The organism is Bradyrhizobium erythrophlei, assembly GCF_900142985.1.
Taxonomy (GTDB): Bacteria; Pseudomonadota; Alphaproteobacteria; order Rhizobiales; family Xanthobacteraceae; genus Bradyrhizobium; species Bradyrhizobium erythrophlei_B.
Genome location: NZ_LT670849.1, coordinates 5735392 through 5753150, shown reverse-complemented (window position 1 = coordinate 5753150; position 17759 = coordinate 5735392). Strand labels below are relative to the sequence as shown.

The 17759-nt window shown below is 62.3% G+C and carries 15 protein-coding genes and 1 pseudogene; 9 read left to right on the top strand and 7 right to left on the bottom strand.

The genetic code is table 11. The annotated features are described in order from the left end of the window. Positions 1-30 precede the first annotated feature (30 nt). Complete coding sequence (locus BUA38_RS27425; protein WP_072822875.1) at positions 31-594, top strand: nitroreductase family protein; 564 nt, start codon at positions 31-33, stop codon at positions 592-594. Positions 595-711: 117 nt separating this feature from the next. Here the strand turns inward: BUA38_RS27425 and BUA38_RS38540 are convergent. Next, positions 712-3182 (bottom strand): annotated as a pseudogene (locus tag BUA38_RS38540) (putative bifunctional diguanylate cyclase/phosphodiesterase). A 173-nt stretch (positions 3183-3355) separates the two neighbouring features. Beyond that, positions 3356-4411 (bottom strand): hypothetical protein, encoded by a 1056-nt coding sequence (locus BUA38_RS27415; RefSeq protein WP_156898750.1) that lies wholly within the window; start codon positions 4409-4411, stop codon positions 3356-3358. Between the two features lie 228 nt (positions 4412-4639). On the opposite strand from BUA38_RS27415, the gene BUA38_RS27410 reads away from it, so the two are divergent. Beyond that, on the top strand, positions 4640-5665 hold the full coding sequence (locus BUA38_RS27410) for a patatin-like phospholipase family protein (protein WP_072822872.1): 1026 nt from the start codon (positions 4640-4642) through the stop codon (positions 5663-5665). A gap of 15 nt (positions 5666-5680) precedes the next feature. Here BUA38_RS27410 and BUA38_RS27405 read toward each other — a convergent pair whose 3' ends face one another. Next, positions 5681-6109: a CBS domain-containing protein gene (locus tag BUA38_RS27405; RefSeq protein ID WP_072822871.1), complete on the bottom strand. Its 429-nt coding sequence runs from the start codon at positions 6107-6109 to the stop codon at positions 5681-5683. Positions 6110-6318: 209 nt separating this feature from the next. Then, entirely contained in the window at positions 6319-7104 is a 786-nt protein-coding gene (locus BUA38_RS27400) for a rhomboid family intramembrane serine protease (RefSeq protein ID WP_072822870.1), read from the bottom strand. Positions 7105-7291: 187 nt separating this feature from the next. Here BUA38_RS27400 and BUA38_RS27395 point away from each other — a divergent pair, with 187 nt between their 5' ends. From BUA38_RS27395 to BUA38_RS27375, 5 genes are all read left to right on the top strand, one after another. Then, positions 7292-8344: a substrate-binding domain-containing protein gene (locus tag BUA38_RS27395; protein ID WP_072822868.1), complete on the top strand. Its 1053-nt coding sequence runs from the start codon at positions 7292-7294 to the stop codon at positions 8342-8344. Positions 8345-8354: 10 nt separating this feature from the next. Next, complete coding sequence (locus BUA38_RS27390; protein ID WP_072822866.1) at positions 8355-9899, top strand: sugar ABC transporter ATP-binding protein; 1545 nt, start codon at positions 8355-8357, stop codon at positions 9897-9899. Between the two features lie 6 nt (positions 9900-9905). After that, positions 9906-11033, top strand: coding sequence for a sugar ABC transporter permease (locus BUA38_RS27385; RefSeq protein WP_072822864.1), 1128 nt, complete (start codon positions 9906-9908; stop codon positions 11031-11033). 87 nt (positions 11034-11120) lie between these two features. After that, positions 11121-11540, top strand: a complete 420-nt coding sequence (locus BUA38_RS27380) for a hypothetical protein (RefSeq protein WP_072822862.1) — start codon at positions 11121-11123, stop codon at positions 11538-11540. 396 nt (positions 11541-11936) lie between these two features. Continuing rightward, positions 11937-12491: a PAS domain-containing protein gene (locus BUA38_RS27375; protein ID WP_072822860.1), complete on the top strand. Its 555-nt coding sequence runs from the start codon at positions 11937-11939 to the stop codon at positions 12489-12491. 32 nt (positions 12492-12523) lie between these two features. Here BUA38_RS27375 and BUA38_RS27370 read toward each other — a convergent pair whose 3' ends face one another. The 3 genes from BUA38_RS27370 to BUA38_RS27360 all read right to left on the bottom strand — a co-directional run bounded on the left by BUA38_RS27370 (position 12524) and on the right by BUA38_RS27360 (position 15707). Beyond that, the gene (locus BUA38_RS27370; protein ID WP_072822858.1) at positions 12524-13012 is read right to left on the bottom strand and encodes a DUF2059 domain-containing protein; all 489 of its coding nucleotides are present in this window, start codon (positions 13010-13012) and stop codon (positions 12524-12526) included. Positions 13013-13084: 72 nt separating this feature from the next. Then, the gene (locus BUA38_RS27365) at positions 13085-14257 is read right to left on the bottom strand and encodes an OpgC domain-containing protein (RefSeq protein ID WP_072822856.1); all 1173 of its coding nucleotides are present in this window, start codon (positions 14255-14257) and stop codon (positions 13085-13087) included. 298 nt (positions 14258-14555) lie between these two features. Beyond that, positions 14556-15707: a zinc-binding dehydrogenase gene (locus tag BUA38_RS27360; RefSeq protein WP_072822855.1), complete on the bottom strand. Its 1152-nt coding sequence runs from the start codon at positions 15705-15707 to the stop codon at positions 14556-14558. A 184-nt stretch (positions 15708-15891) separates the two neighbouring features. On the opposite strand from BUA38_RS27360, the gene BUA38_RS27355 reads away from it, so the two are divergent. Then, the gene (locus BUA38_RS27355) at positions 15892-17055 is read left to right on the top strand and encodes a CynX/NimT family MFS transporter (RefSeq protein ID WP_072822853.1); all 1164 of its coding nucleotides are present in this window, start codon (positions 15892-15894) and stop codon (positions 17053-17055) included. A gap of 88 nt (positions 17056-17143) precedes the next feature. Then, a complete protein-coding gene (locus BUA38_RS27350; RefSeq protein WP_072822851.1) occupies positions 17144-17758 on the top strand; it encodes a PilZ domain-containing protein in 615 nt (204 codons plus the stop codon). Position 17759: the final 1 nt, after the last annotated feature.

The following is a 17759-nucleotide window of genomic DNA, read 5'->3' as shown; positions in this document are numbered from 1 at the left end:
CTGCGACCGCCAATACCCAAGGACCTCTTCGTGCCCGATGCATTAGAACTTTTGAAAACCCGCCGCTCGGTCAAGCCGCGCGAGATGACCGGCCCCGGCCCCTCGCCGTCCGAACTTGAGACCATCCTGACCATCGGGTCGCGAGTGCCCGATCACGGCAAGCTCGCACCCTGGCGTTTCATCATTTTCGAGGGCGATGCCCGCGCCCGCGCCGGCGAAATCATTGCCGGCGTTTTCGCGAAGAAAAATCCGAATGCGTCGCCGGCCGCTATCGAGGTTGAGAAGCGCCGCCTCACCGATGCGCCGCTCGTGATCGGCGTCGTCAGCCTCACCAAGCCGCATCCCAAGGTGCCGCCGTGGGAACAGGAGATGTCCGCAGGCGCGAGCGCGATGAACATCGTCACCGCGGCGACCGCCCTCGGTTACGGTGCGTGCTGGCTTTCGGGGTGGTTTTCCTTCGACCGTGACGTGCTCAACGGCTTTGGATTGAAGGCGGATGAAAAGCTCGCGGGCCTGATCCACATCGGCAAGATAGCGAAGCCAAGCGAGGACCGGCCGCGGCCCGTGCTGTCGGATATCGTCACGCGGTTTTAAGAATTTCTTTCGATGCTTCATTGCCGGGCTTGACCCGGCAATCCATCCGTTCTGAGTGAGTTCTCTTGCGAGCAGGATGGATGCCCGGATCAGGTCCGGGCACGACACCTCTGTTTACTAGGCCGCCCGCGAGGCACGGCCTTCGAATTCGGAGAACAGCGCCGCGATCTCGCCCGCCGGCTTCGCCGCGCTGAACAGGAATCCCTGCACTTCATCACAGCCTTCGTTGCGCAGCCAGTCGAGTTGATCGACCGTCTCCACGCCTTCGGCCGTCGTCGTGATCTTAAGGCTGCGGCCAAGGCCGGAAATCGCCCGCACGATCGCAACGCAATCGGGCCGGTCGGCGAGATCCTTGACGAAGGAACGGTCGATCTTGATCTTGTCGAATGGAAAACTGCGCAGGTAGCTCAGGCTCGAATAACCGGTGCCGAAATCGTCCATCGAGATTCGGACGCCGAGTTCGCGCAATTGGTGCAGGATCGCGAGATTGGCTTCGGTCTCGGCCAGAAACACCGACTCGGTGATCTCGAGCTCGAGCCGTAACGGCGACAGGCCGGAATGCGCCAGCGCCGAGATCACGGCCTGGACCAGATTGCGGCTGCGGAACTGCAGGGCCGACAGGTTGACGGCGACCTTGACGTCGCCGGGCCACTTGGTGGCCTCCATGCAAGCCTCACGCAACACCCACTCCCCGAGCGGTACGATCAGGCCGATATCCTCGGCGATTGGAATGAACTCAGCCGGCGAGATCATGCCTTTCTCGGAGTGCTGCCAGCGCAACAGGGATTCAAAGCCGCTGATCTTGTTGGCACCGATGTCGACCAGCGGCTGGTAGTGAAGTTCGAACTCGCCATTGGCGAAGGCGCGGCGCAGGTCGACCTCCATGTCGCGGCGCTTCTGCGCGGCGCGATCCATCTCGCGCTCGAAGAAGCGATGCACGCCGCCGCCGTCGGATTTCGCGCGGTACAGCGCCATGTCGGCGTTGCGCATCAATTCCTCCGAAGACGAGCCGTCGCTCGGGGCAAGAGCAATGCCGATGCTGGCGCCGATCACGACTTCGATGCCGTCGATGTCATAGCTCGCGCTCAATACCTCGATCAGCGCGTCGAAAAATCGCTGACTTCGTTCGGTGAGACGTCGGAGGCGAGGATCACTGCAAATTCGTCGCCACCGAGCCGGGCGGCGAGATGATTGCCGCGGACCTGCGAGCGCAACCGGTCGGCGACCAGCCGCAGCAGGCGATCTCCCATCGGATGACCGAAGGAATCGTTGACGTTCTTGAACAGATCGAGATCGATGCACAGGACGGCGACGCGCTTCGGTCCGGCCTGCGCCTCGTTGAGCGCCTGGCGCAGCCTCTCCTGGTAAAATTCGCGGTTCGGAAGATCGGTCAGCCCGTCATGGTGGGCCATATAGGCCACCCGCGCCTCGGCCTTGCGGCGCTCGGTGATATCGACGACGGCGACGAGATAGCCGTCACGTCCGTCGAACGTTACACGGCGTCCGAAGGTCAACACCTGAATTTCGCTGCCGTCGGCCTTGACGTGCCGCCAGTTGCGGGTGGACTGGTAGGATTCGCCGATGTCCACCAGCGCCTCCTTGTGGGTGATCCGCTCGTCCTCCGGCCAGATATCGTCGAGCTTCATGCCTAAGAATTTCTCGCGGGCATAGCCGTAGTGCTGGATCGCCGCATCGTTGACGCCGAGAAACTCCGCCGTCTCGGCGTCGAACACCCACATCGGCATCGGATTGTTGTCGAACAGCAGCCGGAAGGAAGCTTCGCGCCGCTTCAGGGCGGTGACGTCGGAAATGGTCAGCGCCAGAATATCACCGAACGCGACCAAGCCGAGTTTCAGGCTCCGGTCGTCGCTGTCGAGTTCAAACTGGTCCGCCTCGCCGCTTTGCACCACCGCGACCAGGCGCGCGACGACGTCGGCGGCGCAGAGCAGATTCCGCCCGCCGCCAAGCCGCTGCCACAGCAGTTCGCTCGACGGCAGCTTGAGCAGTCTCGCGGCGCCGTCGTTATGATGCACGATCTGAAAGTCGAAAGGGCGGCCTTCCGAGTCGCGGATCGCGGCCAGCGACACCACGCCTTCGTCGGTCGTGGCGAAGATCGCGTCGAGCAGATTGTATTGGGCGTCGCGCTCGTTGACATAGACGCCGATCAAGGTGTGGCCCCAGCGCGACGACGTCGGAAGCGCCAGCAAATCGTAGGTCCGCACCAATCCGTCCCGCACGCAATGGGCGGTCGAAAGACTGGGGCGGCTTTTGGCGAGCGCGCCGCCGGCGACCTCGGCCAACGCGGTCGCGCAATCCGGCGACAACGTGTCAAGCGCGATATCCCAGCGATCGTGCTCCAGCCAGAGCTGGGCGTAGCGGCCGGTGCGCGATACTTCGAGGCCCTGCGGGCCGTCCTTGAGCAGAACGATGTGATCTGCAAGGCGGCCGAGGCTGCCCAGCATCACGTCTTCGTAAGCCGGCAGTTTTTCGCCGGGGCGCACCGCGGCCTGCCATTTGCGCTTGAGGACCGGAATATCGTCAAACATCTCCGGCGCGGATTTTTCCGTCGATTTCCTGGCGGCAAGCATGGCATTCCCCAACAACGCGCGAGAAGCGCGCGAAACAGCGTGGGTTATCAATGCGGGCGGCGCTTAAAGGGGTGTAAAAATTCCGCGTGGGGGAAGCTGATGGTGCGATTATGACAGTTTTAAATCGCGCGATGGTTAGTACGCATTAGAAACCATGACAGGCATGTCGGGAATCAGCGCGCGACGACTTCGACCTCGCCATCGACACCGTTAACAACATTGAAAGCGCGCTCGAAAACTTTGCCTTCATTTTTAGCGATCGCGCGGTATTCGCCTTCCGACAGGATCACCTTGGGAAATGCGCCGATCGATTCCTTGATCACGTCGCCGCCCGGCGTGATCACCGACCAGGCTGTGTTGGCCAGTGCCTCGCCGCCGCGATCGCTGACGAGTTTCAACGTGATGACGGCAGCGCGATGGGTGATGGTGACATCCGTCAATTTGCCGGCCTGCACGCGAATGTCCGAGCGCACCACCGAGTTGGCATCGCCGTAGTTGGAGATGATGTAATAGGTGCCTTCGGGCAGCATCGCCACGTCGCCGGGCGCGACGTTGGGCACCAGCGAAGCGCGTTCGCCAACCTCGAACTGGCTTCCCTTGTAGATCGCGAACGAAATCTGGTTCTGCGGAATCTTCGAGGTGCCGACGCGGCCCTCGATGCGCAAGCCGCCGGCAGGAAGCAGGAAGGTTTCGCGGTAGGTCTCCGCCTTCAGCGTCATCGGCCGTATCGTGCTGACGAGGCCAAGTGCGACGTGGATGATGTAGTTGCCCGGCGGCAGCACGATGTTGGGGGTGGCGCTACGGTCCTCGCGGACCAGTTTGATATTGCCGGTCTCGTCTGCCTTGTCGGAAAAGATCCGCCACACCAGTCCGCCGGTGACCGCGGGCTGGTCCTTGCCGAAACGCGCCGACAGCGCCAGCACGGCCTGGTTCGGCGTCGCGGCCCCTGGCGGCGGCGCGACGACCGGCGGGACGGCGGCGACGGCAGGCGGCGCGGTCAAGGGGGGCGGCAGATTCGGCACCGATGCCGGACCGGAGGACGGCGCAAGATTCATCGCCGGCCCTGCCGGCGCTTCCGGAACGGAGGCTGGCGGAACCGGCGGTGGCCGATCGCCGAACAATTGCGCAGAAACGGGGGCGGTAAGCACGAGCCCCATCAGCAAGGCAAATGCCGGCGCCACACGCCAATGCCCGCTCTGTCCGCGACTGCCCTGCCTTCCCCAGTTCATCTGGATGCTTTTCACTGAAAACGCGGCAAATTCAAGCCTCGAATGGCCTTACCGGTGAGATACGGAACCCTCATCGGCTCCTCCCGTTACCTTGATTGATTCGCCGCCGTCCCGTCACAATCTCACCCTGAACCCCGGCATAAACCATGCTTGGTAGCCAATCTGGCGGGAGCGGCCCTCTCGCGATAGCCTGCATGCGACCAGAACAAAGAGAGACTTCTTCCCGCTGTGTTTAATAATTGGATCGGCAGAGGCCAGAATAACGGAGAAGTCCCCGGCAAGCCCGGCGGACGGAGGCCGGTGATCGGGCTCGCGCTCGGCGGCGGAGCGGCGCGCGGCTTCGCCCATATCGGCATCCTCAAGACGCTGATCGCCCACGGCATCGTCCCAAATGTTGTCGTCGGCACCTCGATTGGCGCGGTGGTCGGCGGGTCCTTTGCCGCTGGCCATCTCGATACGCTGGAAGAATGGGCGCGCGGCCTGCAACCACGCAACGTCCTTTCCTATCTCGACCTCAAGCTCAACGGCTCCGGACTGATCGGCGGCGAGAAGCTCGCGGCCGAACTGGCAGCCTCGATCGGTGATACGATGATCGAGGACCTGCCGCTGAAATTCGCCAGCGTCGCGACCGAGGTGCGCACCGGTCACGAAACCTGGCTGACCCACGGCCGATTGGTGGACGCGATGCGCGCCTCCTATGCGCTGCCCGGCATCTTTTCGCCGGTCCTGATCGGCGACCGCTGGCTGGTCGACGGCGCGCTGGTCAATCCGGTGCCGGTCTCGACCGCCCGCGCGCTCGGCGCTGAAATCGTCATCGCCGCCAACCTCTCAAGCGACGTCTTTGCGCACTCCACCACGATCTACTCGTACGGCGCCGCCGCCGTGGCGAGCGAACCGGCGCCGCAGCCGGCCTCGCCGAAACGGGGCTTCGGCAAATTCTTCTCGGCCGAACGTGCTGTGAAACGCGAGTTTTTCGGCGGCGGCGGCCGGCCCGGCATTTCGTCCGTCATGGCCGATGCCTTCAACATCATGCAGGATCGCATCACCCGCGCGCGGCTCGCGGGCGATCCGCCGGACCTGTTGATCACCCCGCGCGTCGGGCAGATCGGCTGGTTCGATTTCCATCGCGCCGACGAATTGATCGACCATGGCGCACGCGCTGCCGAGCGCGCCATCGCCTCAATTCAGGAAGTAGCCGACGTTCTGGCGCCGACACCGGTCACCGCAAAGGCCGTCATCGACGACGCGACTTGAGGGGCTGGGTGCGATTCAAGCCGTCTTGATGTATTCGCGCAGCGCTTCCTGCTCGCGCTCGTATTCCTGCACGCGCCACTTGACGATGTCGCCGATCGAGATCAGGCCCACCACCCGCTCGCCGTCGAGAACCGGGAGGTGACGGAATTTTCCGTGCGTCATCATCTCCATGATGGCGCTGACCGTATCGGATTGCTTGCAGCTCACGACCTTGCGCGTCATCACCGCGCTGACAGGCTCCTCGAGGACGGCAGCACCCCGCTCGCCGAGCACGCGGACGACGTCGCGCTCCGACAGAATGCCTTCGATCCGGCCCGCCTGCAGCACGAGCACGGCTCCGATCTTGCGCTCAGCCAAGGTCTTGACCGCGGCTGAAAGCTTGGCCTCCGGGTCGAGGCTTACGATCTGGTGACCTTTGGTATCGAGAATTGAACGTACCGTCATTGTCGTCTCCCTGAAGCGGATCGCGCCCTTGAGCGAGCGCAGTCTTTTTTCATTTTGAGTCTTCAAACAACAGTGCTGCGCCGCTTTGGTTGCGGACGCTTGCGATATGCGGACGGCTTAAAAAGCACATCACGACTTCAAGGCCGTGCCGCTATGCCGCAAATGATGAATGAAATCGCGCGCTCCCGCAAGCGAGGCGCGACCGAAAATCAGATCTGATCCTGCCGAGCTGGAACTGTGCGGGGAACGGGGTCGAACAGGAAAAACAACAAGAGCCCGGCCAAAAAGCCGCCAATATGCGCCTGCCAGGCGACGCTGACGCCCTCGGTGCCGATCGCAATCGAGCCCAGGCCGAAAACGAGATTGACGCCAAACCAGATGGCGAGAAACGAAATCACGCGCCGATCGCGTAAAGCGCGCCACAACGGCTGCGCCGGCACCCTGGCGGCGGCGTCCGCGTCGCCACGGTTGAAGGAAAGGAAACTGCCCCGCACGAAGGCAAATCGGATCGCGGCCGCCATGGCGCCCGAAACCGAAGCGGAGGCGCCGATCATGGGCTCCAGCGCGTGCTCATGGGTCACCAGATGCGCCAGCGCGCCGGCGGCCGCCGTCACCGCCATGAACGCGAAGAAGCGGATAGCGCCAAAACGCCGTGCCAGTGCACTGCCGAACGGCAACAGCCACAGCACGTTGAAGCCGATATGACTGAGATTGGCGTGCAGCACCGAATAGGTCACGAACGTCCAGACCTTGGCGCCCTCCCCGCCGGGAAAGCCGGCCGCCAACAACGACGAGTCGTAGCGCTTGGGGATGAAACCGAAGACGACGATGGTCCATTTCTCGAGATCGGGCGGCAGCAGCACCTGCAGGTGAACGACCGCCAGAAGCACGATATAGGCGGTGAGCGCGCCCGGCAGCGTCAAAAGCGGCTCGCGGCGAACCGACGGCTCGTCCCGCAGAGCTTCCGGTAAATAATCTTCGGGGCGAGATTCCAAGGACCAGAGCTCCGATTCCAAATTCGCCGCAAATGACCTCAAACCGCGGCGCTAGTCGGGCGATGCGCCCCATTAGAGCGTTTTGCGGCGAAGTGGAAGCCGGTTGGCTTAACCCTGGCGGAACCGCTACCATGCGGCCTGCGACCAAAGGCCCTGAGGAAATCGGCCGTATGGGGGAGGAACAGCCATGGAATTTCACCGCAGAACCGTCTTGCACGGTCTCGCCTCGCTTGCTGTTCCACTTTCCGCCCTTGCCGAACCAGCCCGCGCTGCCGACAAGGTCAAAATCGGCTTTCTCCTGAAAACCATGCAGGAAGAGCGCTACCAGCGCGACAAGACGGCTTTTCTCGCCAAGGCGAAGGCGCTCGGCGCCGAGGTAATCTTTGATTCCGCCAACAATGACGAGCAGACGCAACTGGCGGCGTTCGAGAACATGCTGTCGCGCGGCGCGCAGGCCATCGTATTGCAGCCGGTCAACACCGGAACCGCCGGCAGCATGGTCACCTCCGCGCACAAAAGCGGCGTGAAGGTCGTCGGCTACGATGCCATGCTGGTCAACGGCCCGCTCGACGCCATGGTGATGCAGGACAGCTGGGCGGTCGGCAAGCTTCAGGCTGAGGCCATGGTGGCCTGGCTGAAGGCGAAATACGGCGCGGCCAAAGGCAACGTGGTGCTGATCCGCGGGCAGCCCGGCGATTCAAACGCCAACACCATGTCTAGCGGCGTGCTCGAAGTATTGAAGGCCAATCCCGAGCTGAAGCTCGTCGCCGATCAGTCCCACGAAGGATGGTCGTCCGACAAGGCGATGGCAACCACGGAAAATCTTCTGACCAAGTCCGGCAACAAGATCGATGCCGTGATCTGCAACAATTCGGGCATGGCGCGCGGCGTCATCGCGGCCCTCGACGCCCAGGGCCTAGCCAGCGCCGACAAGATTTTCGTCGCCGGCTCCGACGCCGACCTCGTCAACATTCAGTATGTCGCGCAGGGCAAGCAGGCCGTCGACATCTGGAAGAAGATCGATCCGCTGGCCGAAACCGCGGTCGAAATCGCAGTGAAACTCGCAAGCAATCCGGACAAGGATCCGAAAACGCTCGTCAAGGCCGACCGGACGATCAACAACGGCGCAGTCGACGTACCGACACTGGTGACGCCGGTCGTGCTCGTCGACAAGAGCAATCTGGACCAGACGATCATCGCCGAAGGGTTTTACACCCATAAGCAGGTCTACGGGAATTAAGCCGCCCCGCATGTCCGACGTCGTTCTGAAGATGGAGCACATCGTCAAGGAGTTTGCGGGCGTCCGCGCGCTCGACGACGTCACCTTCGAGGCGCGCGCCGGCGAGGTTCTGGCGCTGATGGGCGAGAACGGCGCGGGCAAGTCGACGCTGATGAAGGTGCTGGGCGGCGTCTGGCCCTATCCTTCCTATCGGGGCGATATTTTCATCCACGGCGAGAGGCGCCGGTTTCGCTCGACGCGCGAAGCGATGGATGCGGGTATCGCCATCATCCACCAGGAGCTCAACCTCCTCGCCGAACTCACGGTGGCCGAAAACATCTTTCTCGACCGCCAGCCCGCCACCGGCTTCGGCGCCATCGATTGGCGTCGCATGAATGCCGACGCCGCGGCCCTGCTCGGCCAATTGGGAATTTCCGACATCAAGCCGACCGACCGGGTGAAGCACATCGCGGTCGGCAAGCAGCAGATGGTCGAAATCGCCAAGGCGCTGTCGAAGCGCGCGCGCATCCTCATTCTGGATGAGCCGACTTCGGCGCTGTCGGACAAGGAGGTTGCGGAGCTGTTTCGGGTGGTCCGGAGCTTGCGGCAAGCCGGCGTCTGCATGTGCTACATCTCGCACAAGATGGAAGAGATTTCGCAAATTGCCGATCGCGTCACGGTGCTGCGCGATGGCCGCACCATCGGCGAGGCTGCGGCGATCTCCGACATCACGCTGGACCAGATCATCGAACGAATGATCGGCCGCGAGCTGAAAGAGATGTATCCGCACGCCACACGCCAGCGCGGCGAGCGGATTCTCGAAATCAAAGACCTTGGCGTCAATCACCCTTCCCTGCCCGGCGCGCGAAAGGTCAAGGGCGTGTCGTTTTCGGCCTATCGCGGCGAAATCCTCGGAATCTCGGGCTTGATGGGTTCGGGCCGGACCACGCTGGCCTCCGCGATCTTCGGCGCCTATCCGCAAGCCACGCACGGCGAGGTGCTGGTCGAGGGACGATCAATCAGCATTCGCTCGCCGGCTGACGCGATCAATCATGGAATCGCGCTCCTGACCGAGGACCGCAAGGCGCTCGGCCTTTTCCTCGGCCAGCCCATCACCTTCAACACCACGATCTCGTCGTTGCAGACGGTCAGTTCACCGCCGCTCGGCGTCATCGACCGGAGCGAAGAACGCGCGCTGACCGAACGATATATCGCCCAGCTTGGTGTCAAGGCCACGAGCGCCAAGGCAATCGTCGGGACGCTCAGCGGCGGCAACCAGCAGAAGGTGCTTCTGGCCCGCTGGCTGAACGCTAACCCGAAGATCCTCATCCTGGACGAACCGACCCGTGGCATCGATGTCGGCGCCAAGGTCGAAATCCACCGGCTCTTGAACCAGCTTGCCGGGCGAGGCGTCGCCATCATCATGATCTCCTCCGAACTCGAGGAAGTGCTGGGCATGAGCGACCGAATTCTCGTGATGAACGAGGGCCGCATCGTCTGCGAATTCTCGCGGGCGAATGCGAGCCGGGAGGCGGTCATGGAATCGGCGACCGGCGCACGCCCGACGGAGAACTAGGCAAACATGCACCGCAACCAGGCGCTTCTTTTCATCCGGACCAATGCGACACTAATCGCGCTCGTGGTGCTCGCCTTGCTGCTGGCGCTTGTCGATCCCACCTTCCCGACCGCGCGCAACCTGAGCAACGTCGCCCGACAAGTGACCATCGTCGGCATCATCGGCGTCGGCATGACCATGGTGATTCTGATCGCCGGCATCGATCTGTCGGTGGGCTCGGTGGTCGGCGTTGCGGCGGTCGTCGTGACGCTCCTGATGCAATATGGGTTCGCGGCGTGGCTTGCGGTCCCCCTGGCGCTCGTGATCGTCGGCGGAGTCATCGGGCTCTGGAACGGATTCTGGATTGCGCATCACCGTATTCCGCCCTTCATCATCACGCTCGGCATGCTGACGATCGGCCGCGGCGTCGCCTTGTCGCTGTCCGGCGGCAGCTCGGTTCCGGTGGCCGATCCATCCTTTGCCGCACTCGGCAGCGCCTATATTCCGCCCGCGCCGACGCTGGCTCTGCTGGCGCTTGCGGCGGCGATCGGTGCTTTCAAACTGGTCGGCAGCTTTCGCGAAACCGGGAAATCAAATGGCGCCGCGCTTGGAGAGCGCCTGCCCGGCATCATCGCGGCGACGGCCGGGCTGCTGCTGGCCGCCTATGTGTTCGGCACCAGCGACGGCATGCCGGTGCCGGTCGCGATCTTTGTCGCCATCGCCGCGCTCGCCATCTTCGTTCTCGGCCACACCCGCTTTGGCCGCAGGCTTTATGCGCTCGGCGGCAACGAGGAAGCGGCGCGCCTTTCCGGGATCAACGTCTACCAGACCAAAATGATCGTCTACGTGGTGGTGTCCCTGCTCTCGGCCTTGTCGGGAATTCTGCTGGCATCGCGCCTGAATGGCGCATCTCCCAACCTCGGCAACATGTTCGAGCTCGACGCCATCGCCGCGGTCGTGATCGGCGGCACCAGCCTCTCCGGCGGCTCGGGCACGATCGGCGGCACGATCGTCGGCGCGCTGATCATCGGCGTGTTGAACAACGGCATGAGCCTGCTCGGCGTCTCCTCGTTCTACCAGCTGATCATCAAGGGGCTGATCATCAGCCTCGCGGTCTGGTTCGACGTCCTGCAAAAGAAGAACTGGACAGGTTAGGCGCAAGTTCTTCGCTAACGCGACTACCGCTCTGTGGTGCGCCAAGTTTAATATCGGTGATGGACCAGCCCAACCCGGAGTTCGAAAATGACAACGTCGAAGCTTAATCGGGTGCCGGGAGCGCTTTTTCAGGCGTTGTCGAAGACGGTTTCTAGCGCGTTGTCCCGCATTAACAGCTTTGAAAAGATAGAGTTCTCGGATCGATTTTACCTAGTTATTCCCCGCATCGAACTTACCCTGAATTTTATGACTGTAGACGAGGTCAGTTCAACGAAGTTGTCGGTCGATGAGGCAACAGAACTATTCAAATCGATCAAAACTGCCTGCGAACAAAACGGAATCGCCGAATTCAAGATGGGCGAGCTTTCCTGGAAAACCGATGCTAGCTCTGAAGGTCAGGTGAAGATCAGATATAAAACTCCGCAGGGAAGCGCGTACACAATAGTAGAGCGCGCAAGCGTTGACGCCGCGATTGCGAATTTCACGCAAAGATTTGGCCTGAGCTGAACTGACGGACCAAGACCTGCGTCCCGACGTAGAAAAGGGAGGGCTCTGAGAAAGCCCTCCCTTTATTGGACGTTGGCCTTACGCTGCACGGGGTTCACCTGGGGATTATCCCCACCCCTCCCCGCCCAAAGCGGCCAAGCTGTTCGACGCCAGTGTCGCAACCTTGTCGCCTCATGGAAAAGCGGCAAGGGATCTGATGCGCGGGACCTTAACAGGCGCGCCCCGAACGCCAAGCCCATCGTTAATTTAACGTTAACGCTGCAAACCCTCCCCCGAAGGCTGCTTCGGCATGGACGCTGCAATGCTGTTTCTGCACAACGAAACCAGCAACGCGTGTGCGCAGAAACGGGACAGAAATGTCCCACTTGCGTTCAGGCTTGGGGGCGATAGTCAGACATGAAACACCCGTCAAACCAGCAGTTCTTCGCCTATTGGAACGAAAAGCGGGGCGAAGGCCGCGCGCCGGACCGCGGCGACTTCAAACCCGACGCCATTCGCCAGTTATTGGGCGACATCTTCGTGCTCGCCTGCGATGAGGCCAACCGTTACCCGTTTCGCGTCGCCGGCACGCGCATCTGCGCCCTGCTCGGCCGTGACCTGAAGGATCAGAGCTTTCCGGCGCTGTTCGGCTCCGAGAGCCGGCGGGATATCGCCGACATCGTCGCGGCGGTGACGGAAGAGGTATTGCCTGCGATCGCCGGCATCACCGCGGCCTCGGCCGAGGGACAGGCGCACTTCGAACTGCTGCTGTTGCCGTTCAACCACCGCGCCCATGTCCCGCTGAGCATGACCGGCCTGCTCGCCCCATTCGAGACGGGACACAGCCAGTTGCAGGATTTCAGGCTGACGTCATGGCGCTATCTGCATCCGCCGACCGAACGGCTGGTTCCGCGCGCATTGCGGAAGTTGAAACTGGCGCGCGGGCTGATGGTCTATGAGGGTCTGCGCTGACAGGCTTCTCGCCGGTCGCCCGCCTCCTCGCGCTACAGCTTGTGTCCCTTCTGTCGTAACGCCTCGGTGAGGCGCGCCTTCAGGTCGTCCGCCGCCTTGCGGCCGATCTCCTGGCCAACCGCCAGCGCCTGCTGGCTGATCACCGGCATCTTTTCCAGCATCTTCTGTCCGGTCGGCTGGCGGTAGAACGCCTCGATGTCCCGGAGCTCGGCCGCGGTAAAGTTGGTGGCGTAGATCGCGGCGATGCCGTCGACCATGGAGGTGTAGTACGGCTCGAAGGCATCGGCGACCATCGGCATCATCGTCTCGTAGTCGCGTTCGATCTCGGGTCGGTCCTGCGTCAGAGCCGGCTTGAGACCGAGCAGGATCGCCGGAAGCAGCGCCTTGTACTGGTCGGCGAGCTTCATGGTGGTGACAAGGCTGCGCGCCGCCGTCATGGCGTCGGATGACGGCGTCTGCGCCCGCACGGCCGACGCGGACAACAGCAAAAGACATGCGACAATCAAAAGACGTCTGACCATGATTCCCTCCGGTCACAAATCGCGCGTTGGTAACAATCGACTTCTTGCAACCGATCGCCTGAGGCGTCTGCCTCACGCCTTGTTTGCTTCGAGCGCGGCCTTTCCGCCCTCAATCTCGACATCGACGAAGAGGTCGGGCACCTGCGCGGCCCGGTCCAGCACCCATGCGATGGCGACCATGATCACGATGCCGACCGCGCTGACCAAAAGCTGCTCCCACACGCCCCGGGTGTACTGCATCAGGATCCAGTGTGCCGCAAAGGACAGGAACACCCCGAAGCAGAAGATCGGCAGCGAATGGCGACCGCACATAATGGCCGGGCGTAGCCATCCGGATCTGAGCGGCGCCCAGTTGTGCGGCACGTAACGCGACACGATCAGCGCCAGCGCCAGGAAGTGCGTGAACCGCAACATGTCGAGATCGGTCTTGTCGATCGGATAGATGATCTTGATCAACCATTTCGGCACCATCGCGTCGAGGAAGGCGACGTGCCAGGTCATGACGATCCCGAACGCAAACATGATCCAAAGGATCGCGACGACAAGCGCGAGGCGCGACTGAACGATCGGCCAGAGCCGGCTGGCGCCGCCGGTGCCGCACCAGGCCGCGAAGACGAACATCAACTGCCAGGCGAAGGGGTTGAAATACCAGGTCGAGCCGGGCGGATATGAGGGCAGATTCCAGTCGAAGATGCGCGCGAGAATATACAGCACGATCGAGGCGAGCAGCGTCAGGTTCGGTCGGCGCACCATCGCCCACAGCATGAAGGGCGCGGTCGCGATCAGGGTGATGTAAAGCGGCAGGACGTCGAGATTGACCGGCTTGTAGCGCAAGGTCAGCGCCTGCCCGATCAGGACGTCCGGATGCAGCAGGAAATTGTGGACGTTGAACTCGTCCTCATACAGCGGATTGTCGAATTTCCTCACCGTGCGGGCGATCTGCGCGGTGAATATCAGAAACAGCATGATATGGGCGACGTACATCTCCATCGCCCGTTTCCACAGCCGCTTGAGCGCAGCCAGAAAATTGCCGGCCTTGATGATGGGTCCGTAGATAAAGCCCGCGAGATAGCCGGAGATGAAAACGAAGAATTCGGCCGCGTCGCTGAAGCCGTAATTGCGCAAGGTCAGCCAGGAGACGACGTCGTGCGGAATGTGATCGAGAAAGATCATCCATAGTCCGACGCCGCGGAACAGGTCGAGCCTGAGATCCCGCTCGACCACGACTTTGTCCTGTTCGGCCATAATGCCCCCCATCCGATAGTCTGGTGTCCCCGGTTCTGACATTCGCATGGAATCGCGGCGGACACTTATGCGAATGTCAGAACCAAAGGGGCACCAGCAACCCTACAATTCCAGTGTGGCTTTGACTCTGACGTTCCTTCATGGAGCTCGCGGCCAGTCTGAAAGGGACGTCAGCGTCGCCACACCGGACGATGACGCAGATGAAAGACGATAACTAAAGCTTTGACGCAATTCCTTGGTCTGCATTGATACCCACAGGCCTATTTGCGTCAATCTGGGAAGATGACCGGCCCGGCCTTTATTCCACCAGTTCCGGCCACGGTACGATGGTCGATTTGACGGTCTTCATCGCCATCGCGTCGGCAACCGCGCGGTCAATGCCGTCTTCCGAGAACGGATAGATGGTCTGCATGTCGAGCCAGGGATACTTGGTTCGGGTGCGATAGAGCATGTCGACGCCGAGCGGCAGGTCGTTGCCGGTGAAGCCCCACGACCCCAAAACGTTGAGGTCCTTGGTGCAGATGCGGTGCCAGGAGGTTTCGATCGCGCCGGCATCGGTGAATTGCCCCATTTCGACATAGGTGCCGCCGTCGCGCAGCATTTCAATGCCCTCCGGCCCGGCGCTCGGATGGCCTGAGCAATCCATCACCAGATCGGCGCCAAACCCGCCGACGATGTCACGCACGCGCTGGATGCGCTCGGCCGGCGTCTTGACGGTTTCAATATCCACAGTCGCCTCTGCGCCGAACCTTCGCGCCAGTTTCAGGCGCGGCTCTTCCGGCGCGCCGACGCAGATCACCCGCCCCGCTCCCATTTCGCGCGCGGCTGCGACCGCGAGGATACCGATCGGACCTGACCCCTGAATGACAACGGTGTCGCCCCAGGTGAATCCGCCGGCGCGCGTGGCGCGGTTGAAGGCTCGGATGCACGACGTCAGCGGCTCAGACAGCGCACCCAGCCGCAGCGGCATGTCGTCCGGCAATTTGTAGATTTTGGTGCCCGGCAGCATGTCGAGATCGACATAGACATATTCGGCCCAGCCGCCCCACAGGTGCGGCGCTTTGTCGAAACCGAGATAGCGGCCGTAATAGACAGGCGTCAGGCACTTGTTGGCGCTCTGCGGATAGTGAATGCAGTAGTAGCAATGGCCGCAGGGCATCAACGGCGGGATCATGACTTTCGATCCCACTTTCAGTGGCTTGCTCATGAAGTCTTCAGTGAATTCCGAGCCGACCTCGACCAGCACGCCGCCGATCTCGTGGCCAAGCGTGAACGGCCACGGCAAGGGCTTCGGCCAATGACCCTTGAGGATGTGCAGGTCGGTACCGCAGACGCCGCAGGCGCCGACCTTGATCAGCGCGGCCTTCTTACCGATTTTCGGCCATGGCACGCTGCGAATGACCGGCTTTGCGCCGGGCCCCTCATAGGTGCAAACGCGGATCTGTTCCATGGCATTTCCTCCCCGGCCCTTCGGTAATGGTTGATTGGTCTTGCGTGGGCGAGTTGAGCCTATGTGAAGCGCCTGGTGATGCCAATGCACAGGTTTGAAGCGGATGGACCACGGCGATTGACAGCCGTACCGCCACCCTCCAGCCTAGACGCATACTCCTGCGACTTCTTGAAGGTGTGGCGCATTGCGTAACCGATGGTTTGCCCTCGCCGTGCTGTTCGTGATCCGTCTGACGATGGCGTTTCAATTCCAGAGCGTCGCCGCCGTGGCCCCGCTTCTCGACCAGAAATTCGGCGTATCCCTTGCCGACATCGGATGGCTCATCGGACTCTATTTCGCGCCCGGCCTGTTCCTCGCGCTGCCGGGCGGCGCGATCGGAAAACGGTTCGGCGACAAGCCTACCATGATCGCATCGCTGCTCCTGATGCTCATCGGCGAACTGGCGATGGCGCTGTCGTCGTCGTGGACCATCCAGATCGCAGGCAGGCTTGTCAGCGGCGCCGGCGGCGTGATGTTCAATGTCCAGATGACCAAAATGATCGCCGATTGGTTTGCGGGTCAGGAAATCGCGACCGCGATGGCGATCTTTGTCAACTCGTGGCCGGCCGGCATTGCCCTTTCGCTGGTCTTTCTTCCGCTGATCGCAACCGCGTCCGGCGTCGAGGCAGTCCATCTCACGGTAGCGGCCTCGATCGCGCTCGGACTGGTGTTTTTCGCAACCGCCTATCCCTCACCGCCAAAGATCACGGCGGCCGCAGCCGGATCGTCGTGGCCCGATCGCAATACGCTCGTCGCTCTGATTGCGGCCGGCCTGATATGGGGCCTTTTCAACGTCGGCTTTGCGATGATCTTCAGCTTCGGGCCGTCAATGCTGGACGAGCGTGGCTGGTCGATATCGGCCGCAGGCTCAGTCATCAGCATCGTGCTGTGGCTTGCGGTGATATCGGTCCCGCTCGGCGGCATTCTGGCCGATCGGACCGGGCGTCCGGACCTGGTTCTGGCCGGCGGGTGCATCATCTTCGCCGCGCTGATGGTCGTCCTGCCGCGCACCGACGCGGTGGTCTCGGTTGTCACGGCGATCGGATTGCTCAGCGGCCTGCCGGTCGGGCCGATCATGAGCCTGCCGGCGCGCATATTGAAGCCGGAGACGCGTGCGATCGGCATGGGTATTTTCTACACGCTCTACTATGGCACCATGATGCTGGGGCCGGCTGTGGCAGGCGCGTTGGCCCAATCGACCGGTCACGCGGCCGCAGCCATCGATTTCGGCACCGTCGTTATTCTCGCATGTCCGCTGCTGTTGTGGGCATTCAACCGGCTGCCCGAAGCGCAGCCGAAAATTGCATAAGCGGGTTCCTGCGTTTCCGCTAACGGCTCATTAACCCTGCCGGCCGTAGGGTCTGATAGCACCGAAAGCCGGTGTTCTGGCGGCGAAGATGGCGTTAGCAAACAAGAAATCTATTCTGCCGTCTGCCGAAGAGCGGCGGCGCTTCCAGCGCGTGAAAGTTCATCTGCTGGGACGCTACATGCTGCCCGACCGACGCGAATTTCCATGCCAGATCATCAATATGTCGCCGGGTGGGCTGGCGCTGCTGGCGCCCGGCATCGGCAATGTCGGCGACCGCGTGATCGCCTATCTCGATCACATCGGCCGCGTCGAAGGGCGCATCACCCGCATCATCGACAACGGCTTTGCGATGACGGTCGGCGCCACCGCGCGCAAGCGCGACAAGCTCGCCGCCCAACTGACCTGGCTTGCCAACCGCGACATCCTCAACCTGCCGGAAGATCGCCGCCACGACCGCATTATCCCGCGCAACCCGATCGCGCTGCTCACGCTCGAAGACGGCACCAAGATGACCTGCCGCATCATCGACATGTCACGTTCGGGCGCGGCGATTGCGGCCGAGAACCGCCCGCCGCTGAAATCCCTCGTCATGCTCGGCAAGGTTCAGTCGCGCGTGGTGCGCAATCTCGAGGAAGGCTTCGCGCTCGAATTCGTCCACGAGCAGGTGGCCGAGACGCTCGAGGACAGCGTCACAGCGCGCTGAT

Bases quoted from the DNA above. Each gene is read 5' to 3' on its own strand.
- BUA38_RS27415 (WP_156898750.1), bottom strand. From the start codon at position 4,411: ATGAACTGGGGAAGGCAGGGCAGTCGCGGACAGAGCGGGCATTGGCGT.
- BUA38_RS27405 (WP_072822871.1), bottom strand. From the start codon at position 6,109: ATGACGGTACGTTCAATTCTCGATACCAAAGGTCACCAGATCGTAAGC.
- BUA38_RS27395 (WP_072822868.1), top strand. From the start codon at position 7,292: ATGGAATTTCACCGCAGAACCGTCTTGCACGGTCTCGCCTCGCTTGCT.
- BUA38_RS27390 (WP_072822866.1), top strand. From the start codon at position 8,355: ATGTCCGACGTCGTTCTGAAGATGGAGCACATCGTCAAGGAGTTTGCG.
- BUA38_RS27385 (WP_072822864.1), top strand. From the start codon at position 9,906: ATGCACCGCAACCAGGCGCTTCTTTTCATCCGGACCAATGCGACACTA.
- BUA38_RS27380 (WP_072822862.1), top strand. From the start codon at position 11,121: ATGACAACGTCGAAGCTTAATCGGGTGCCGGGAGCGCTTTTTCAGGCG.
- BUA38_RS27375 (WP_072822860.1), top strand. From the start codon at position 11,937: ATGAAACACCCGTCAAACCAGCAGTTCTTCGCCTATTGGAACGAAAAG.
- BUA38_RS27370 (WP_072822858.1), bottom strand. From the start codon at position 13,012: ATGGTCAGACGTCTTTTGATTGTCGCATGTCTTTTGCTGTTGTCCGCG.
- BUA38_RS27365 (WP_072822856.1), bottom strand. From the start codon at position 14,257: ATGGCCGAACAGGACAAAGTCGTGGTCGAGCGGGATCTCAGGCTCGAC.
- BUA38_RS27360 (WP_072822855.1), bottom strand. From the start codon at position 15,707: ATGGAACAGATCCGCGTTTGCACCTATGAGGGGCCCGGCGCAAAGCCG.
- BUA38_RS27350 (WP_072822851.1), top strand. From the start codon at position 17,144: ATGGCGTTAGCAAACAAGAAATCTATTCTGCCGTCTGCCGAAGAGCGG.